This is a genomic window from Salinigranum halophilum (assembly GCF_007004735.1).
GTDB lineage: Archaea > Halobacteriota > Halobacteria > Halobacteriales > Haloferacaceae > Salinigranum > Salinigranum halophilum.
This window is the reverse complement of sequence record NZ_ML660182.1, coordinates 389448-405055: the sequence shown is the minus strand read 5'-3', so window position 1 is coordinate 405055 and position 15608 is coordinate 389448. Positions and strand designations below refer to the sequence as shown.

14 protein-coding genes are annotated in these 15608 nt (G+C 66.7%); 10 read left to right on the top strand and 4 right to left on the bottom strand.

What is annotated here, in order from left to right; all coding sequences use genetic code 11:
• Positions 1–120: 120 nt before the first annotated feature.
• Both E6N53_RS02095 and purH read right to left on the bottom strand, forming a co-directional pair.
• Positions 121–660 carry a universal stress protein gene (locus E6N53_RS02095; RefSeq protein WP_142856512.1) on the bottom strand — a complete coding sequence of 180 codons (540 nt, stop codon included), beginning with the start codon at positions 658–660 and terminating at the stop codon, positions 121–123.
• A gap of 297 nt (positions 661–957) precedes the next feature.
• Complete coding sequence (gene purH, locus E6N53_RS02090) at positions 958–2532, bottom strand: bifunctional phosphoribosylaminoimidazolecarboxamide formyltransferase/IMP cyclohydrolase (RefSeq protein WP_142856509.1); 1575 nt, start codon at positions 2530–2532, stop codon at positions 958–960.
• Positions 2533–2700: 168 nt separating this feature from the next.
• On the opposite strand from purH, the gene purB reads away from it, so the two are divergent.
• From purB to E6N53_RS02065, 5 genes are all read left to right on the top strand, one after another.
• On the top strand, positions 2701–4116 hold the full coding sequence (purB, locus tag E6N53_RS02085) for an adenylosuccinate lyase (protein WP_142856507.1): 1416 nt from the start codon (positions 2701–2703) through the stop codon (positions 4114–4116).
• Positions 4117–4370: 254 nt separating this feature from the next.
• Entirely contained in the window at positions 4371–5441 is a 1071-nt protein-coding gene (locus E6N53_RS02080; protein ID WP_142856505.1) for a glucose 1-dehydrogenase, read from the top strand.
• Positions 5428–6078: a transcriptional regulator GfcR gene (gene gfcR, locus E6N53_RS02075; RefSeq protein ID WP_136588786.1), complete on the top strand. Its 651-nt coding sequence runs from the start codon at positions 5428–5430 to the stop codon at positions 6076–6078. Before E6N53_RS02080 ends, gfcR begins: the two co-directional genes overlap by 14 nt.
• 95 nt (positions 6079–6173) lie before the next feature.
• Positions 6174–6515, top strand: a complete 342-nt coding sequence (locus tag E6N53_RS02070; protein WP_136588785.1) for a glutaredoxin family protein — start codon at positions 6174–6176, stop codon at positions 6513–6515.
• Positions 6516–6675: 160 nt separating this feature from the next.
• A complete protein-coding gene (locus tag E6N53_RS02065; RefSeq protein ID WP_136588784.1) occupies positions 6676–7239 on the top strand; it encodes a DUF7110 family protein in 564 nt (187 codons plus the stop codon).
• Positions 7240–7245: 6 nt separating this feature from the next.
• Here E6N53_RS02065 and E6N53_RS02060 read toward each other — a convergent pair whose 3' ends face one another.
• On the bottom strand, positions 7246–8937 hold the full coding sequence (locus E6N53_RS02060) for a DUF4013 domain-containing protein (RefSeq protein WP_142856503.1): 1692 nt from the start codon (positions 8935–8937) through the stop codon (positions 7246–7248).
• A 245-nt stretch (positions 8938–9182) separates the two neighbouring features.
• On the opposite strand from E6N53_RS02060, the gene E6N53_RS02055 reads away from it, so the two are divergent.
• From E6N53_RS02055 to E6N53_RS02045, 4 genes are all read left to right on the top strand, one after another.
• The gene (locus tag E6N53_RS02055; RefSeq protein ID WP_142856501.1) at positions 9183–10148 is read left to right on the top strand and encodes a phosphoadenosine phosphosulfate reductase family protein; all 966 of its coding nucleotides are present in this window, start codon (positions 9183–9185) and stop codon (positions 10146–10148) included.
• A gap of 282 nt (positions 10149–10430) precedes the next feature.
• On the top strand, positions 10431–11378 hold the full coding sequence (locus tag E6N53_RS02050; RefSeq protein WP_142856499.1) for a phosphoadenosine phosphosulfate reductase family protein: 948 nt from the start codon (positions 10431–10433) through the stop codon (positions 11376–11378).
• A 99-nt stretch (positions 11379–11477) separates the two neighbouring features.
• A complete protein-coding gene (locus E6N53_RS20605; RefSeq protein WP_161570067.1) occupies positions 11478–11618 on the top strand; it encodes a hypothetical protein in 141 nt (46 codons plus the stop codon).
• Positions 11619–11659: 41 nt separating this feature from the next.
• Positions 11660–12376 (top strand): diphthine--ammonia ligase, encoded by a 717-nt coding sequence (locus E6N53_RS02045; protein WP_142856496.1) that lies wholly within the window; start codon positions 11660–11662, stop codon positions 12374–12376.
• A 46-nt stretch (positions 12377–12422) separates the two neighbouring features.
• Here the strand turns inward: E6N53_RS02045 and coxB are convergent, their stop codons facing one another.
• Positions 12423–13154, bottom strand: a complete 732-nt coding sequence (gene coxB / locus E6N53_RS02040) for a cytochrome c oxidase subunit II (RefSeq protein ID WP_142856494.1) — start codon at positions 13152–13154, stop codon at positions 12423–12425.
• 177 nt (positions 13155–13331) lie between these two features.
• On the opposite strand from coxB, the gene E6N53_RS02035 reads away from it, so the two are divergent.
• The gene (locus E6N53_RS02035) at positions 13332–15608 is read left to right on the top strand and encodes a DUF6789 family protein (protein WP_142856492.1); all 2277 of its coding nucleotides are present in this window, start codon (positions 13332–13334) and stop codon (positions 15606–15608) included.

The window sequence follows — 15608 nt, the reverse complement described above, 5'->3', positions numbered from 1 at the left end:
TGGGCGGTGTCGAATCGACACCGGTGGGCCGACCCTGGTCGGCGACGTCAGGCCAGCGACCAGAACGGGGACGAACCGCGACGGAGGAGCCACGCCGCGGGAGCGGCCAGACGCCCGCCGTTACTGCGGGCCGACCAGCAGCGGCCGCTCGTCCGTCGACGCCTCACGTGTGACCGAGAGAGCGCTGTCAGCCACTGACTCGGCTGCCGCCGAGTCTCGGTCGGGCTCCTCGCCGGACTGTTCGACGAGGACCGCACAGTCGGCGCGCTCCACGACACGGCGGGTGACTTGCCCGACGCAGACAGCCCCCTGCGTCGTCTCACGACCCGGCGACCCGAGGAGGACGAGGTCGGCTTCGATCCGCCGGGCTTCGTCGACGATTTCGGCGTGCGGGACGCCGCGTCGAACGGCGGTCCGTGCGTCGACACCGGCCCGCTGTGCCCGCTCTGCGGCGCGCATCGACGCTCGTCGCGCTCGTTCGCGAGCCCCGCTCACACGGTCGCCTCGGTCGGTCGCCTCGGCGTTCAGCGCCGTCGGTCCGTCGACGATGCCGACCGTGTGGAGGGTCGCACCCCACATGTCGGCGAGTCCGATTGCGTGCATCGTGAGCCGTGTCGTCTCCGCGGTTTCGTCGACGGGTACGAGAATCGTATCGTACATACCTCGTAGTTACACCCGGGGCACTTCAACCCCAAAACGGGATTCACCGGCTTCGAGCCTTGATTCAGTCGCTTTCGAGGATAAAACTCGGTTCGAAACTGGCGTATAACTTATCAGTGGGAGGGTGTGACAGACGTGGTCGGCAGTCGGTCCGCCGTGACGGAGACACCGACCCCCGTTCCCGTTCGAGCGTTTACTGGGCTTTCACGGGTCTCGGTCGGGCCGGAAACACCGTCACTTCACTCGTTTCACTCGCTCGTGGCGAGTTTCCACTACTACTCGTGACGAGTTCCGTCATTAATCGTGCCGGAAACACCGCCGACCGGTGAACACCATCGCGATGCCGTGGTCGTCGGCGGCTTCGACGACGTCCTCGTCGTTCACACTCCCGCCGGGCTGGATGACGGCTTCGATGCCGGCTTCGGCGGCCTCCTCGATGCCGTCGGGGAACGGGAAGAACGCGTCGCTCGCCATCACGGCCCCCTCGGCCGACTTGCCCTCGGCGTGCTCGTCGGCCTTCATCGCCGCCAGGCGGACGGCGTCGACACGGGAGACCTGCCCCATCCCGACGCCGACCGTCTCGGTACCCGAGGCGAAGAGGATGCCGTTCGACTTGACGTGCTTGAGCACGCGCCAGGCGAACAGCATCGACTCGACCTCGTCGTCGGTGGGTTCGCGCTCGGTGACGACCTCGAGGTCCTCGCGGTAGGGGGCCCACGTGTCGCGTTCTTGCACCAGTCGCCCGCCGACGAGGCGCTTCTCCGTGAGATGGTCTGTCACGTCGCCCAGCGGGCCGACGTCGAGGACGCGGAGGTTCTGCTTCTCGGTGAGGACGTCCAGGGCGGCGTCGGAGTACGCCGGTGCGACGACGACCTCCTTGAACGACTCGACGATGGACTCGGCGGTGGCGGCGTCGCACTCGCGGTTCAGGGCGACGATGCCGCCGAAGGCGCTCATCGGGTCCGTCGACAGCGCGCGGTCGTACGCCTCGGCGAGGGAGTCGGCGGTCGCACAGCCGGCGGGGTTGGTGTGTTTGATGACCGCCGCCGCGGGCTCGTCGAACTCCTTGACGAGCGAGAGCGCGGCGTCGGCGTCGTTGTAGTTGTTGTACGACAGCGCCTTCGCGCCCTCGTTCAACTGCGTCGCGTGGACGACGTTCGCCTCCGCGCAGGAGTCGTCGGCGTACACCGCAGCCTCCTGGTGGGGGTTCTCGCCGTACCGGAGCCCCGAGACGCGGTCGTCGGAGACGAGCCGGCGGTCGGGGAAGTCGCCGCCCTCGTCGCCGTCGACGCGCACGCCGTCGTCGGTCACCTCGACGCGGCCTTCGGCGAACCACCGGACTGCCCGGGGATACGCCGTGAACTCCGCCTCGCGGAGGACGCGCGCCTTCAGGCTCGTCTCGTCGTCGTCCTCGTAGACGGGGACCGCCTCCTGGGTGACGATGGGGCCTGCGTCGACCGCCTCGGTGACGACGTGGACCGTACAGCCCGTCATCCGGACGCCCGACTCGAGCACCTGCTCGTGGGCGTCCATGCCCGGGAAGGAAGGGAGCAGCGAGGGGTGGACGTTCAGCGTCGTCGGTGCCTCGTCGAGGAACGCGTCGGTCAGGACGCGCATGTAGCCGTCGAGACAGACGATGTCGAAGTCGTACCCAGACAGTCGTGAGAGGACGCGTCGCTCGTGGTCTTTTCTCGTGTCGTCGCCACGTTCGACGACCTCCGTCGGAATCCCACGTTCGGAGGCGTCTTCGAGGACTGGTGCCCCCTCGCGGTTCGTCAGGACGACCGAGAGCTCGGCACCGCCGGGTGCCCTGTCGGCGATGTGCAGGAGGTTCCGGCCGCGGTTGCTCGCCAGACCAGCGATCTTGAGCATACCTGTGAGGCCTCGTGCAGACGGAAAAACAGTTGCGGTCCCGGGACGGGGTGTGTACACGAAAGTGGGTATCGGCCCCGGTTCGAACCGTCGGCTCGGCTTCGAGTATGCACGAAAGTGCCTCCCGCCATCGACACCCTTTTGCTGGCGCCACGGGCAGTTCCCGCCATGACCGAGCCTTCGAAGCTCCCCCGGACGGACCCCCTCGCGGCGGTGTCGCCGCTGGATGGCCGCTACGCCGCGCGCACGGAGCCGCTCGTGCCGTACGCGAGCGAGTCAGCGCTCATGCGTGCGCGCGTTCGCGTCGAAGTGGAGTACCTCATCGCACTCGCCGACCTCGACGCGACCGACGTCGCACTCGCCGACGACACCCGGGCGGTCCTCCGCTCACTGCCCGAGTCGTTCGACGCCGACGACGCGCGCCTCGTCAAACAGATCGAACGCGAGGGGACCGACGAGTACGCGGCGACCAACCACGACGTGAAGGCGGTCGAGTACTTCCTGCGCGTCCGGCTCTCCGAACGCGTCGCCGACGCCGAACGGCTCTTCCCGTGGATCCACTTCGGGCTCACCAGCGAGGACGTCAACAACCTCGCTCAGCGGCTCCTCGTCGAGGGCGCGACCGAAGAGGTACTGCTCCCCGCGCTCGGTGAGGTCAGAGACGCACTCGTCGAGATGGCCCACGAGCACCGCGCCCTCCCGATGCTGGCTCGGACGCACGGCCAGCCGGCGACGCCGACGACGTTCGGGAAGGAGATGGCCGTCTACGCCGCCCGACTCGGCCGGACCATGGGGCGGATTCGGCGCGCGACCGACAGTCTCTCGGGCAAGCTCGCGGGCGCGTCGGGCGTCTACGCGGCCCACGTCGCGGCGTACCCGGACGTCGACTGGCGTGCCTTCTCCGAGTCGTTCGTCCGCGACCTGGGCCTCGAGCACCAGGCGCTCTCGACCCAGGTCAACCCCTGTGACGACCTCGCGGAACTGTTCGACGCGGTTCGCGGCGCGAACAACGCACTCGTCGACCTCGACCGCGACGTGTGGCTGTACGTCTCCGACCGGTATCTCGGGCAGGAGACCGTCGAGGGGGAAACGGGGTCGTCGACCATGCCCCACAAGGTCAACCCCATCGACTTCGAGAACAGCGAGGGGAACCTCTCGAAGGCCAACTCGGACCTCACCTTCCTCGCCGACTACGTCACCACCTCGCGGCTCCAGCGCGACCTCTCGGACTCGACGGTGAAACGGAACGTCGGCGCGGCGTTCGCACACAGCCTCATCGGGTACGAGAAGACCGCCACGGGGCTGTCGAAGGTCGTCCCGAACGAGCAGGTGATGCGCGAGGAACTGGAGTCGACGCCGGAAATCCTCGGCGAAGCCGTCCAGACCATCCTTCGCCGCGAAGGCGACACCGACGCGTACGAGCGGGTGAAAGCGCTCACGCGAGGACAGCGCGTGACCCTCTCGGACCTCCACGACCTCTTCGCGGACCTCGACGTGAGTGAGGCGGTTCGCGACGAGCTCATCGCCCTCACTCCGACAGGGTACACGGGCGTGGCCGCAGCGCTCGCCGACGACGTCGAGTAGAGCGCGGGGCCGTTCGGCGTCGGCTCGTGTGTGGCTGGTGGCGACAGTCGCGTCAGTGAACTATCGCTCCGAAGAGAGAGAGAGAGAGAGAGAACGGTGAGCGCCGACTGGCATGGCTGGGTTGGACTGCGTTGGGCTGGAATCCACTGGTGTGGCGCGTCTGGGCTGGATGACGCGGCCGGCTGCTCACCTACTGATAGTGTTTACTCGACATAGAATAAATGTTTTGGTGCTCCGGATCGAACGGTGAGAGTATGAAAGCAATCGCAGTTCGACGGGGGAGCGACGAACCCGTCGTCATCGAGAAGCCACGGCCGGCCCCCGACCCCGGTGAGGCCCTCGTTCGGACGCTCCGCGTGGGCGTGGACGGGACGGACCACGAGGTCATCTCGGGCGGTCACGGCGGCTTCCCCGAGGGAGAAGACCACCTCGTGCTCGGTCACGAGGCCGTCGGCGTCGTCGAAGAGCCCAACGGAACCGAGTTCGAGGCGGGCGACGTGGTCGTCCCGACGGTGCGGCGGCCGCCGAACGGGACGAACCCGTACTTCGAGCGGGGCGAGGCCGACATGGCCCCGGAGGGGGAGTACCACGAGCGCGGCATCGTCGGCGCGCACGGCTACATGGCCGAGTACTTCACCTCGCCCGCCGAGGACCTCGTCCCTATCCCCGACCACCAGGCCCCGCTTGGCTTCCTCATCGAACCCATCTCCATCACCGAGAAGGCGCTCGAACTCGCGTACGCCTCGCGCTCGTCGTTCGAGTGGACGCCCGACTCGGCGCTCGTCCTCGGCAACGGCTCCCTGGGCCTGCTCACGCTGGGGATGCTCGACCAGGTGTACGACCGCGTCTACTGTCTCGGCCGCCGTGACCGGCCCGATCCGACCATCGACATCATGGACGAACTCGGCGCGACCTACGTCGACTCCCGGCAGACACCGGTCGACGAGGTCGGTGAGGCGTTCGAACCGATGGACTTCGTCTTCGAGGCGACGGGCTACGCGCCCCACGCCGTCCAGTCGGTCCACGCGCTCGCGCCGAACGGCGTCGTCGCGCTCCTCGGCGTGCCCGGCTCACAGGAGTACGAGTTCGACGTCGGCGCGATGCACGGCGAACTCGTCCTGCACAACAAGGCGATGGTCGGCAGCGTCAACTCCAACGTGCGGCACTTCGAGGCGGCGACCGACAGCCTCGACGCGCTTCCCGACTGGCTGCTCGACGACCTCGTCACCGGTATCTACGGCGTCGACGACTTCCGGAAAGCGTTCGTAGACGACAACACCGTTATAAAAACGGCCGTCGAATTCAGCGCGTATGAAGAACGTTAACGACCTCATCGAGAGCGCCGAGGAACTGGCGAAGCGCGGCCTCTCGAAGGGCGAAATCGCCGACGAACTCAACGTCTCGCGGGAGACGGCCTCCTGGCTGGTCGAAAAGAGCGGGGCCAAGAGCGAGAGCGGCGCGGGCACGGCGGCCGAGCCGCGAGACAACGGCGGTCCACACGACATCCACGTCGACTGGAGCGCGTTCGGGCGCGACAGCGCGCGCCTGACGTACGCGGGGCAGGCGATGGCCGACCTCCTCTCGAAGGAGGGCGAGGAGGTCGACCTGACCATCGGCATCGAGAAGGCCGGCGTCCCCCTCGCGACGGTCGTCTCGCGCGAACTCGACACCGACCTCGGCGCGTACGCGCCCGCGAAACACCAGTGGGACGAGGGCGACATCGAGGAACTCGGAGGGTCGTTCTCGCGCAACTTCGCGACCATCCGCGGGCGTGACTGCTACATCGTCGACGACACCATCACCTCCGGGACGACGATGCAAGAGACGATCGAGGCCGTCCGCGCCGAGGGCGGCAACCCAGTCGGCTGCGTCGTCCTCGTCGACAAGCAGGGTGTCGAGGAGATGGTCGACGTCCCCGTCTACTCGCTCATCAACGTCGTCCGCGTCGGCGAGGACGCCTGAACCACGTCGGACACCGACGGCGGACGACCGCCCGTCCGGCCGTCCAGCAGCCCGGGGCGCAACGCCTTTGAACGCGGCTCGCTTTAGTTTCGCGTATGACGTTCAGTCCCGAGTCGGAACTCTCCGCGGAAGAGGTCCAGACACGCGTCGACGAGGCCATCGAGAACAACGACATCGTCGTGTTCATGAAGGGGAACCGTCTGATGCCGCAGTGCGGTTACTCGAAGCGCGCGGTCGAACTCGTGGGGAAGTACGTCGACGAGTTCGAGACGGTCGACGTTCTCCCCGCGCTTCCGGAGTTCCGTGCGGCGCTCGAATCACACTCGGGCTGGGAGACCACCCCCCAGACGTACGTCGACGGCGAGTTCATCGGCGGGTCGGACATCCTCGCTGAACTCGACGAGCGCGGCGAGCTCGAGGCGACGCTCACCGCCTGAGCGTCCTCCCCCGGCCCGAGACGAGACTCGGGACGGGACCCGCGTGATCTCCGTGACCTGTCGACGCGCAAAGGACAGTCCATATAAACCCACGTACCCTAGAGCAACACGAGTACGACTGCAGTGCGCCCCGCCCGCTGTCACCCCTCATCGTCAAACAATGTCAGGCCGCGTATTCCGACTTCACTCGACACTGGAACTGCCGCTCGAAACAGTCACTGACTACTTCGAGGGAGACCCCGAACTCCCGCCCGAAATCGCAGACATCGACATCACCCGCCGGAACAACACGCTCATCATCAAAGCCGTCGCCACCGACGAATCGCTCAGCAAGTACACGCCGACGGCCCAGTTGAAAGCGAGCGTCACCGAGAACCGCGTCTACGAGGAAGAGCCCCCCCGCGCCGGCGCGCCCCGCTGGGGCGAGGAAGAAGAGGAGATTCCCTCCGAACTCGTCGAGTTCGCCTGCTTCAAGGGCGACCGCGAGACCGTCCTGCAGAACACGGCGCTGCAGTACCCGATGTTCCTCGTCCTGCGCGACCTCGCTCGACTCGCCGAGAAGGGGACGCTGACGGCCGTCACGGAGGAAGACGGCGACCTGCACGCGACCCGTATCGTCGAGGGCGACGAACGGGCCGCGTCGGTGGAAGTCGTCGAGAACCCCCAGCAGAACAACGGCGGCGGCAACACGGTGAACTGGCGCGACAACAAGTTCATCTCGTAATCCCGTTCACTCCACCTCGTCCCGCGCGTGCCTGCCGACGACCAGATACGCTCTCGTCAGTAGGTAGAACACGAGCAGGGACGGAACGATCTGCAGCGCCGCGTAGAGCGGCTGGCTGGCCGACACGACGTTCAACGGGACGTTCTCAACGACGCCGAACGGTGGGCCAGGGATGAGGGTGGGCTCCGTCTCGGCAGGCAGATATCGGGTCGTGATCGTCAACTGGGTAACCGTGACTGCGGCACTCGCGGCCCAGTAGGGGAGCGTCTTCACGAACCACGTCCGCTCCCGGAGGAGGTGACGGGTGTCGGCGAGGACGAGCGCCGCGCGGAGGCTGTCGGTCTTCGCGAGCGAGGCGAGAGCAATCGGGACGAGGTACGTGACCGCGGCGAGTAAGAGCAGATAGACCACCGCGAACACGTCCCAGCGTTCGAAGAGCACCCGCGCGCCGGACGCCGGGACGAGGCCGGTGAAGACGAGAAACAGCACGCTGTCGACGACACCGGTCAGCGCGTAGCGAACCCAGAGCATGAGTGGTGGACCGACCGTGGCCCCGAGCGACAGCCACAGGAAGTTACCCACTGCCTCGCTCGACCCGCCCGCGAAGCCCCCCGGCCTGTTCAGGGTCGCCCCCACGTCGAACAGGTGGAAGACGGCGTACGGGACCAGGGCGTACCCGAGCCAGAGAGCCGACCCCTTGAGCCCGGTGACGAACAGCCGACGCAGGTGCTCGAAGGGGGGCGGGGCGGCCTGTCCGTCGTGTGCGGTCCGGATCGACCGAACGAAATACCCGACCACGAGGACGGCGGGGACGACGAGGACCCACGCGGCGAGCAGTATCGTCCCGAACAGGAGCGACTGCCTGTCGAAGTCGACGCCGAACGCCGGAACGCCGCGCACCGACGCCACCCCGATGGCGCGGTATCCCGCGACGAGGAGGGCGAAGTTGACCGCGTAGCCCCCGATTTGGAGGGCCATTCCGAGGAAAGGGCGGAACTGGTCGACGAGGCGAACGTGTGAGAACGCGACGAGGAGGTCGTACCCACGCGGAACGAGTTCGGCGACGAAGAGCCACCCGGCCGAGACGTAGACGAGGTACAGCGCCCACCCCACCGCGTACCCAGGGGTCGTGAGCTTCTGTCGCCACTGGTCGGGGTCGAACGCCGCCCGGAGTTCGTTCTCTTCGGCGAGCGACGTGAGTGCGGCGGGGAACACGTAGGAGACGATGGCGAACAGGACGAGCGGTTCGAAGCTCGCGTAGACCGACGCGACCTCCGACACCCCGGAGAGGCGACTCAGATACGCGAGATACTCCGACGCGAGGCCGCCGGTGACGAGAAACCCGAGCAACTGCCCCGTCGCCTCCCCCGGGTCGAGCGCACCCTGGCCGAGCAGGTAGAGGACGACGACGGGAATCGTCGTGAAGACGAGCTTGACGACGCCGGCTTTCACCCCGAGGACGGCCAAGTTCGTCCAGTTCTCGAACGTCGGGGGCGTCTCGGCCCTCTCAGCCGGGTGCTCCGCGTCCGCGTCCGACCGAACCGCCGTCACCGTCCGGCGAAGCACCAGCAGGTTGTAGCCGGCGACGAGAACGACCGGGACGACGAGTGCGCCGAAGTAGCTGAGTAACGCGCCGATGAGGACGACCTTGAGCGCGTCGTCGCTCCGGGTCAGATACGTCAGTGAATCCCGTATCATGCGCGCTCTCGACCACCCGACTCCTCGGTATCGATGTCAGCTCATAAATGTTATTGTATTTATATAACTGCACCCGACGGCCAACGTCCTACCGTGGCCCCCTGGGGCATCCGGGCCGGCGGTGAGTCTCAGGCTCGCCCAGTCTCGCGGGCTCGGACGGGTCGGAAGCGTCGTGTGGTATCGATACCCACACCACTGGTCAGTCACAAAGCCTTTGAAGCATCGTAATTACATCTCATTATACGATGTCAGCGTTCCCCGACTACATCGACGTCGACTACGCCGACGGCGAGGGCGAGAGTCCCGAGGATTACCCGAGTATCGAGCACAAGATCGAGAAGGCCATCGAAGTCACGAAGGTGGGTCTCGAGCAGTACGAGAACCCCGCGGTCATGTGGACCGGTGGGAAGGACTCGACGCTGACGCTGTACTTCGTCAAAGAGGTCGCCGACCGCTTCGACCTCGACGTGCCGCCTGTCGTGTTCATCGACCACTACCAGCACTTCGACGAACTCATCGACTTCTGCAAGCACTGGGCCGACGAGTGGGACCTCGACGTCATCTGGGCGCGTAACGAGGACGTCGGCGACTACGTCGACGAACACGGCCTCAGCCCCGGCGACGACATCGAGGTCAGTGGGCTCTCCGAGCACAATCAGCACCACATCCGCAACCTGCTGGAGTACGAGGAGGACACCTTCCCCTTCCTGCTCGACACCTACGTCGGCAACCACCTGCTGAAGACGGTGGCGCTGAACGACGCGCTCGAGGAGTACGACGTCGACGGCGTCATCTCCGGGGTTCGCTGGGACGAACAGGAAGCCCGCGCCGACGAGACGTTCTTCTCGCCGCGGCACGACCCGGACATCTACCCGCCGCACGACCGCGTCCAACCCATCCTCCAGTTCGCCGAGCCCGACGTCTGGGACGCCTTCTGGAACTTCGTCGTGCCCGAGACGGTCGAGGGGTACCCCGCCGGGCACGTCCCCCAGAGCGACGAGGACCTCCCCGAGGGGCTGGAGATGGCGGACATCCCGGTCTCGCCGAAGTACTTCGCCGGCTTCCGCTCGCTCGGCAGCGAGGTCTCCACCGACAAGTCCGCCGAGGAACCGGCGTGGCTGCAGGACATGGAGAACACCACCGAGCGCGCCGGTCGCGCCCAGGACAAGGAGGACCTCATGGAGCGCCTCCGCGACCTGGGCTACATGTGACGACGGGTCACACGCTGCGACGGAGCTGACGGACGCGGACACCTCGGCCTGACTGCAACCGACGTTTCCTCTTTCGCCGTGTGGTTTCGAAACATCCACTGTCGAGTCGCGGGCAGAGACACATCCAGTATCACGGTTACAGCAGTTCGCACGGAATCGACTACCCGTGCTGCGGTATGGCGTTCCTACCGTGCCGAGACCTGCGTCGAGCGGGCGTAGGACGGACCTACCGGGAGGGATAGCCCACCTATAGCTATGCCCCCTCACCGCCACCGTCAGTCGATGACCTCCTTAGACCACGTCGCCGTGGATTACGAGTTCGGTGCTGGCCAGACGGCTGCGGACTATCCGACCCTCGAGGAGAAACTCGAGGTCGCCGCCGACGTCACTCGCACGGCGCTCGAACAGTACGAACGCCCCGCGGTCATGTGGACCGGTGGGAAGGACTCGACGCTCGTGCTCTACGTCGTCCGCGAGGTGGCCGCCGACCTCGGTGTTCCGGTGCCGCCGGTCGTCTACATCGAGCACTTCGAGGGTCTCGACGACGTCCGGGACTTCGTCGACCACTGGGTCGACGAGTGGGACCTCGACCTCGTCGTCGCCCGCAACGAGGACTTCTTCGAGCACGGCTGGGCGTTCGGCGACGAGGTTCGAGTCGACGAACTGAACGAGCAGAACCGCCGCGAACTCGACCGCATCGAGTTTGAGGGAGAGACGATGGTCGTCGATCCCGACTCGTTCGAGGGTAACCACCTGCTGAAGACCATCGCGCTCAACAACGCCATCGTCGAGTACGACTTCGACGGCGTGTTCTCGGGCGTCCGCTGGGACGAGCAGGCCTCCCGCGCGAAAGAGACGTTCTTCTCCCCCCGGCACGACGCCGAGAAGTACCCGCCACACGACCGCGTCAACCCCATCCTCCAGTTCACGGAGGCCGACCTCTGGGAGGCGTTCTGGCACTTCGTCGTCCCCGATTCGGTTGACGAGTTCCCCGCCGGCCACGCCCCACAGTCGCGGACGGACCTCCCGGACGGGGTCGCCCTCGACGACATCCCAGTGCCCGAGAAGTACTTCGAGGGCTTCCGGTCGCTCGGCACCGAGACCGGCTCGGAGCGGTCCGACGACCGCCCCGCGTGGGTGCAGGACCTCGAGCACACCACCGAACGCGCCGGCCGCGCCCAGGACAAGGAGAACCTCATGGAGCGCCTCCGCGACCTGGGCTACATGTGACGTCGACGTCACACACGTCCGCGCCCGACCACCGGCGCTCGCCGGCCGTGTGACTGACCGACACCGTTTTGTCCCCCGACGTTTTAGGCGGGCCTAAAGATGTCTCGAATCGCGTCCCTCCTGTCGCGTCTGCGCCTCCGTCGTGTCCCGCGTCGCTGTCGCGCCAACGCGTGGGCGTCCGTGTACGCCGAACTGTACGAGGCCGACCCCCGAGCGGACGGCGGCAGGGAACGGGAGTAAGAACCGACGAGCGTTTACCCGCCTCGCATCTATCTCCGCCGATGACGGACGACTGGGTCAGTCTCTTCTCCGGCGGTAAGGACTCCTCGTGGGCGCTGTACCGAGCGCTCGAAGCGGGGTTGAACGTCACGCGACTCCTCACGGTCCACCCGGGTGAGGACTCGGGGTCGTACATGTACCACGTGCCCGAGACGAAGCTGGCGAGCCTGGCGGCCGAGAGCATCGGAATCGACCTCGTCGAGGTCGACCCCGGGAACTTCGAAGCGACGGACGCGACCGACTCGGCCGCCCAGGGCGACAGAGAGGTCGAACCCCTCGAAACCGCCCTCCGAGAGCTTCGGGAGGAGGTCGACCTCGTCGGCGTCACCGCCGGGGCCATCGAGAGTGAGTTCCAGACGTCGCGCATCCGAGCGATGTGTGACCGCCTCGGCGTCGACCTGTTCGCCCCCCTCTGGCAGCGCGACCCCGAGGAGTTGGCGCAGGAGATGCTCGACGCCAGGTTCGAGATACTCATCGTGCAGGTCGCCGCCCACGGCCTCGACGAATCGTGGCTCGGGCGGACGCTCGACGCCGAGGCCGTCGACGAACTCCGCGCGCTCAACGAGGAGTACGGCGTCCACGTCCTCGGCGAGGGCGGCGAGTTCGAGACGCTCGTCACCGACGGCCCACACATGTCTCGGCCCATCGAGTTGACGTACGAGACGGAGTGGAGCGGGACGCGCGGGCGGATCCGCGTGACCGACGCGCATCTCGGCTGAGTGGGGGACGTCGTCCGCGAGGGCCGGTGAAGAGGGAAGCGGCGACTCAGGTGTCGGTCCGCTGGTCGTCGAGCCACGCCGAATAGTCGTCCTGCGACAGCACGACGACGGTCCCGTGCATCCGCGTGTGGCCGACTCCACAGAGCTCCGCACAGTACAGCGTGTACTCGCCAGTCTCCGTCGCTCGCGTCCGCAGTTCCGTCGTCTGGCCGGGGATGACGTCCTGTTTCAGCCCCAACTGAGGGACGTAGAACGAGTGGATGACGTCGCGCGTCGTGAGTGAGACGCGCACGTCGCGGTCCACCGGGAGCACCAGCTGTTTCTGCGTGGTGACGTTCTCACCCTGATAGCGGAACTCCCAGCCCCACTGGTAGGCGACGACCTCGATCTCGACCGGGTCCCCGGCCGTCTCGGCGGCCGGTTGGCTGGCGGCGGCCGGGGAGATGTAGGGGTTCGCGAGCACGAAGAACGCCGAGATGCCGACGAACAACAAGATGACGCCCGTCGCGGCCGTCCACGTGATCTCGAGCGCGGAGTCCTTCGCCGTCGGTTTCGGGTTCTCGTTGTTCCGGAACCGGTAGAGGGCGTAGACGAGCGTGACCTCGACGAACAGCACCAGGGGGAGCGCGACGTAGAGCAACTGCTCGTTGAGGTCGTCGATCGCGTTCCGGTTGACCGACTGCGCGGCGGCCGGGCTCGCGAGGAGTCCCGCAATCAGCGCGATGCCGAGCGCGACGACGACGAACTGTGCAACCCGCGTGACACGAACGCGACCCATCGACAGCCGGTTCGGCCCCGCTTGTGTTATAAGTTAGCATGAGTGCGCGCCGGGAGCGTGAGAACCGAGCGACAGGGGGCTGCTCCGACGTATGGTTTTATACGCCTCGGCTTGTCACGTCGTGTCAATGCAAGGAGACAGTGCGGCGCGAGCCATCTACCCGGAGCGCGGACACGCATGAACCCAGTCGTCGTCGAACTGGTCGCGCTCTGTGTGCTCTTCGCCGGCGTGGCAGCCGTCTGGTGGCGCGCACGCGGACGGGGCGTGCTGAGCGACGGCGGCACCGTCCAGCGCGACGCGGTCATCTCCGAGTTCAGTCGGCTCCAAAACGAGGCGGTCCGGTGGCTCACCACGACGGACCACAAGGACGTCGGACTGCTGTACATCGCGTTCGGTACCGTCGCAGGCCTGTGGGGCGGCGTCGACGCCATGATGATGCGGACGGAGCTTCTGACCCCCGCGGCGGACATCTGGACGCCGGAGACGTACAACGCGCTCTTTACGACCCACGGGTTGACGATGCTCATCTTCTTCGTCGCCCCCGTCTTCTTCGGCATCGGGAACTACTTTCTTCCCCTGCTGCTCGGGGCCGACGACATGGCCTTCCCCCGGGTCAACGCCATCGGCTTCTGGCTCCTCCCGCCGGCGTTGCTGTTCGCCCGCGCGGGCCTGTTCATCCAGGTCGGAGGGCAGGTGCTGAACACGTTCGTCGAGGCCGACGCCATCCGCTTTCTCCTCACCGTCCGGGAGGTCGGTGTCGGGTGGACGCTGTACGCGCCCCTCTCGATTCAGTCGCCGAACCCCCAGCTCGACCTGTTGCTCTTGGGCCTGCACCTGAGCGGCATCGCCACCACCGTCGGTGCCATCAACTTCATCGCGACCGTCTTCTACGAGCGGGGCGAGGGCGTCACCTGGGCCGAACTCGACATCTTCTCGTGGAACATGCTCGTGACGAGCGGCATCGCCCTGTTCGCGTTCCCGCTGCTCGGCAGCGCCATCATCATGCTGCTGCTCGACCGGAACTTCGGGACGACGTTCTTCACCGCCGACGGCGGGGGTGCCATCCTCTGGCAACACCTCTTCTGGTTCTGGGGCCACCCCGAGGTGTACATCCTCTTCTTACCGGCGACGGGGCTGATGAGCCTCATCCTCCCCAAGTTCGTCGGGCGGAAGCTGTTCGGGTTCCGCGCTGTCGTCTACTCGACGCTCGGGCTGAGCGTCCTCTCGTTCGGCGTCTGGGCGCACCACATGTTCACCACCGGCGTCGACCCGCGAATCCGCGCGTCGTTCATGGCCGTCTCCATCGCCATCGCCGTGCCCAGTGCCATCAAGGTGTTCAACTGGCTCACGACGATGTGGGACGGCGATATCCGGATGACCGCGCCGCTCATCCTCTGTGCGGGCGGCATCGGCACGTTCATCATCGGCGGCGTCACCGGCGTCTTCCTGGCCGTCATCCCCATCGACATCCTGTACCACGGCACCTACTACGTCGTCGGCCACTTCCACCTCATCGTCGTCGGCATCATCCCGTTCATGATGATCGCCGCGAGCTACTACTGGTATCCGCTCATCACCGGACGATGGTACGACCGTCGCCTCGCGCGTTTTCAGGCCATCCTCCTCGTGTTCGGCGGGACCGTCGCGTTCATGACGCTCCTCGTCATCGGCGGCCTCGGCCTCCCGCGCCGGCAGGCGATCTACCCGGCCGAGTACCAACTCGCCCAGCAGATCGCGACGGTGGGCTCGTACGTCGTCGGCATCAGCGCTCTCCTGTGGCTCTACAACATGCTCGCGTCGTACTGGACCGGCGACCAGGTGGAGACGACGGACCCCTGGGACCTCAAGCGGACGAACCAGTTCACCAACGAGTGGCAGTGGTTCGAGTCACGGATGGTCGATAAGTACGACGTGACGCCGCACGAACCGGAGACGACCCGGCCTTCGTACGCCCCCGAGGCGGAGGCGACCAGTTCGCTCACCGCCGGGGCCGTGGGCTCGACGTGGCAGGTCGTGGCGTCGAACGCGTCCTTCGCGGCCATCGGCGGCTTCGTCGGGACCCTCCTCATGGCCGGCGGACTCGGCACCGCGGCGCTCGTCGGCGTCTTCGACCTCGCCGCGCTCGCCGAACTCGGCGAACTCGTCGGCCTCCCACAGACCCCCGCGGTCGGGGCGGCGCTCTTCTTGGCCGGCGGGACCGTCACGTGGCCGCTCCTGTTCCTCGCGTTCTCCGACTACCTCCCCGGGCGGCTGCTGTTCGAGACCGGGCTGGTGTTCGCGACCATCATCTCGTCGGGCTTCCTCATCGCCTTCTACTCGGGACAGTCGGGGCTGGCGCTCGTCGGCTACGTCGGGTTCGTCCTCGTCGCCCACTGGGCGTACGGCATCGGTCTGGCCGTGACGTTCCAGTTCCTCCAGGCGAAGCGCCGTGAGCGCTTCTGGGGAGGGGGCTGA

What these genes read in the sequence shown, in the direction of transcription:
- E6N53_RS02045 (WP_142856496.1), top strand. Translation starts at nt 11,660, where the DNA reads ATGACGGACGACTGGGTCAGTCTCTTCTCCGGCGGTAAGGACTCCTCG.
- E6N53_RS02050 (WP_142856499.1), top strand. Translation starts at nt 10,431, where the DNA reads ATGACCTCCTTAGACCACGTCGCCGTGGATTACGAGTTCGGTGCTGGC.
- E6N53_RS02095 (WP_142856512.1), bottom strand. Translation starts at nt 660, where the DNA reads ATGTACGATACGATTCTCGTACCCGTCGACGAAACCGCGGAGACGACA.
- purB (WP_142856507.1), top strand. Translation starts at nt 2,701, where the DNA reads ATGACCGAGCCTTCGAAGCTCCCCCGGACGGACCCCCTCGCGGCGGTG.
- E6N53_RS02060 (WP_142856503.1), bottom strand. Translation starts at nt 8,937, where the DNA reads ATGATACGGGATTCACTGACGTATCTGACCCGGAGCGACGACGCGCTC.
- coxB (WP_142856494.1), bottom strand. Translation starts at nt 13,154, where the DNA reads ATGGGTCGCGTTCGTGTCACGCGGGTTGCACAGTTCGTCGTCGTCGCG.
- E6N53_RS02035 (WP_142856492.1), top strand. Translation starts at nt 13,332, where the DNA reads ATGAACCCAGTCGTCGTCGAACTGGTCGCGCTCTGTGTGCTCTTCGCC.
- E6N53_RS02080 (WP_142856505.1), top strand. Translation starts at nt 4,371, where the DNA reads ATGAAAGCAATCGCAGTTCGACGGGGGAGCGACGAACCCGTCGTCATC.
- E6N53_RS02055 (WP_142856501.1), top strand. Translation starts at nt 9,183, where the DNA reads ATGTCAGCGTTCCCCGACTACATCGACGTCGACTACGCCGACGGCGAG.
- gfcR (WP_136588786.1), top strand. Translation starts at nt 5,428, where the DNA reads ATGAAGAACGTTAACGACCTCATCGAGAGCGCCGAGGAACTGGCGAAG.
- E6N53_RS02070 (WP_136588785.1), top strand. Translation starts at nt 6,174, where the DNA reads ATGACGTTCAGTCCCGAGTCGGAACTCTCCGCGGAAGAGGTCCAGACA.
- purH (WP_142856509.1), bottom strand. Translation starts at nt 2,532, where the DNA reads ATGCTCAAGATCGCTGGTCTGGCGAGCAACCGCGGCCGGAACCTCCTG.
- E6N53_RS02065 (WP_136588784.1), top strand. Translation starts at nt 6,676, where the DNA reads ATGTCAGGCCGCGTATTCCGACTTCACTCGACACTGGAACTGCCGCTC.
- E6N53_RS20605 (WP_161570067.1), top strand. Translation starts at nt 11,478, where the DNA reads ATGTCTCGAATCGCGTCCCTCCTGTCGCGTCTGCGCCTCCGTCGTGTC.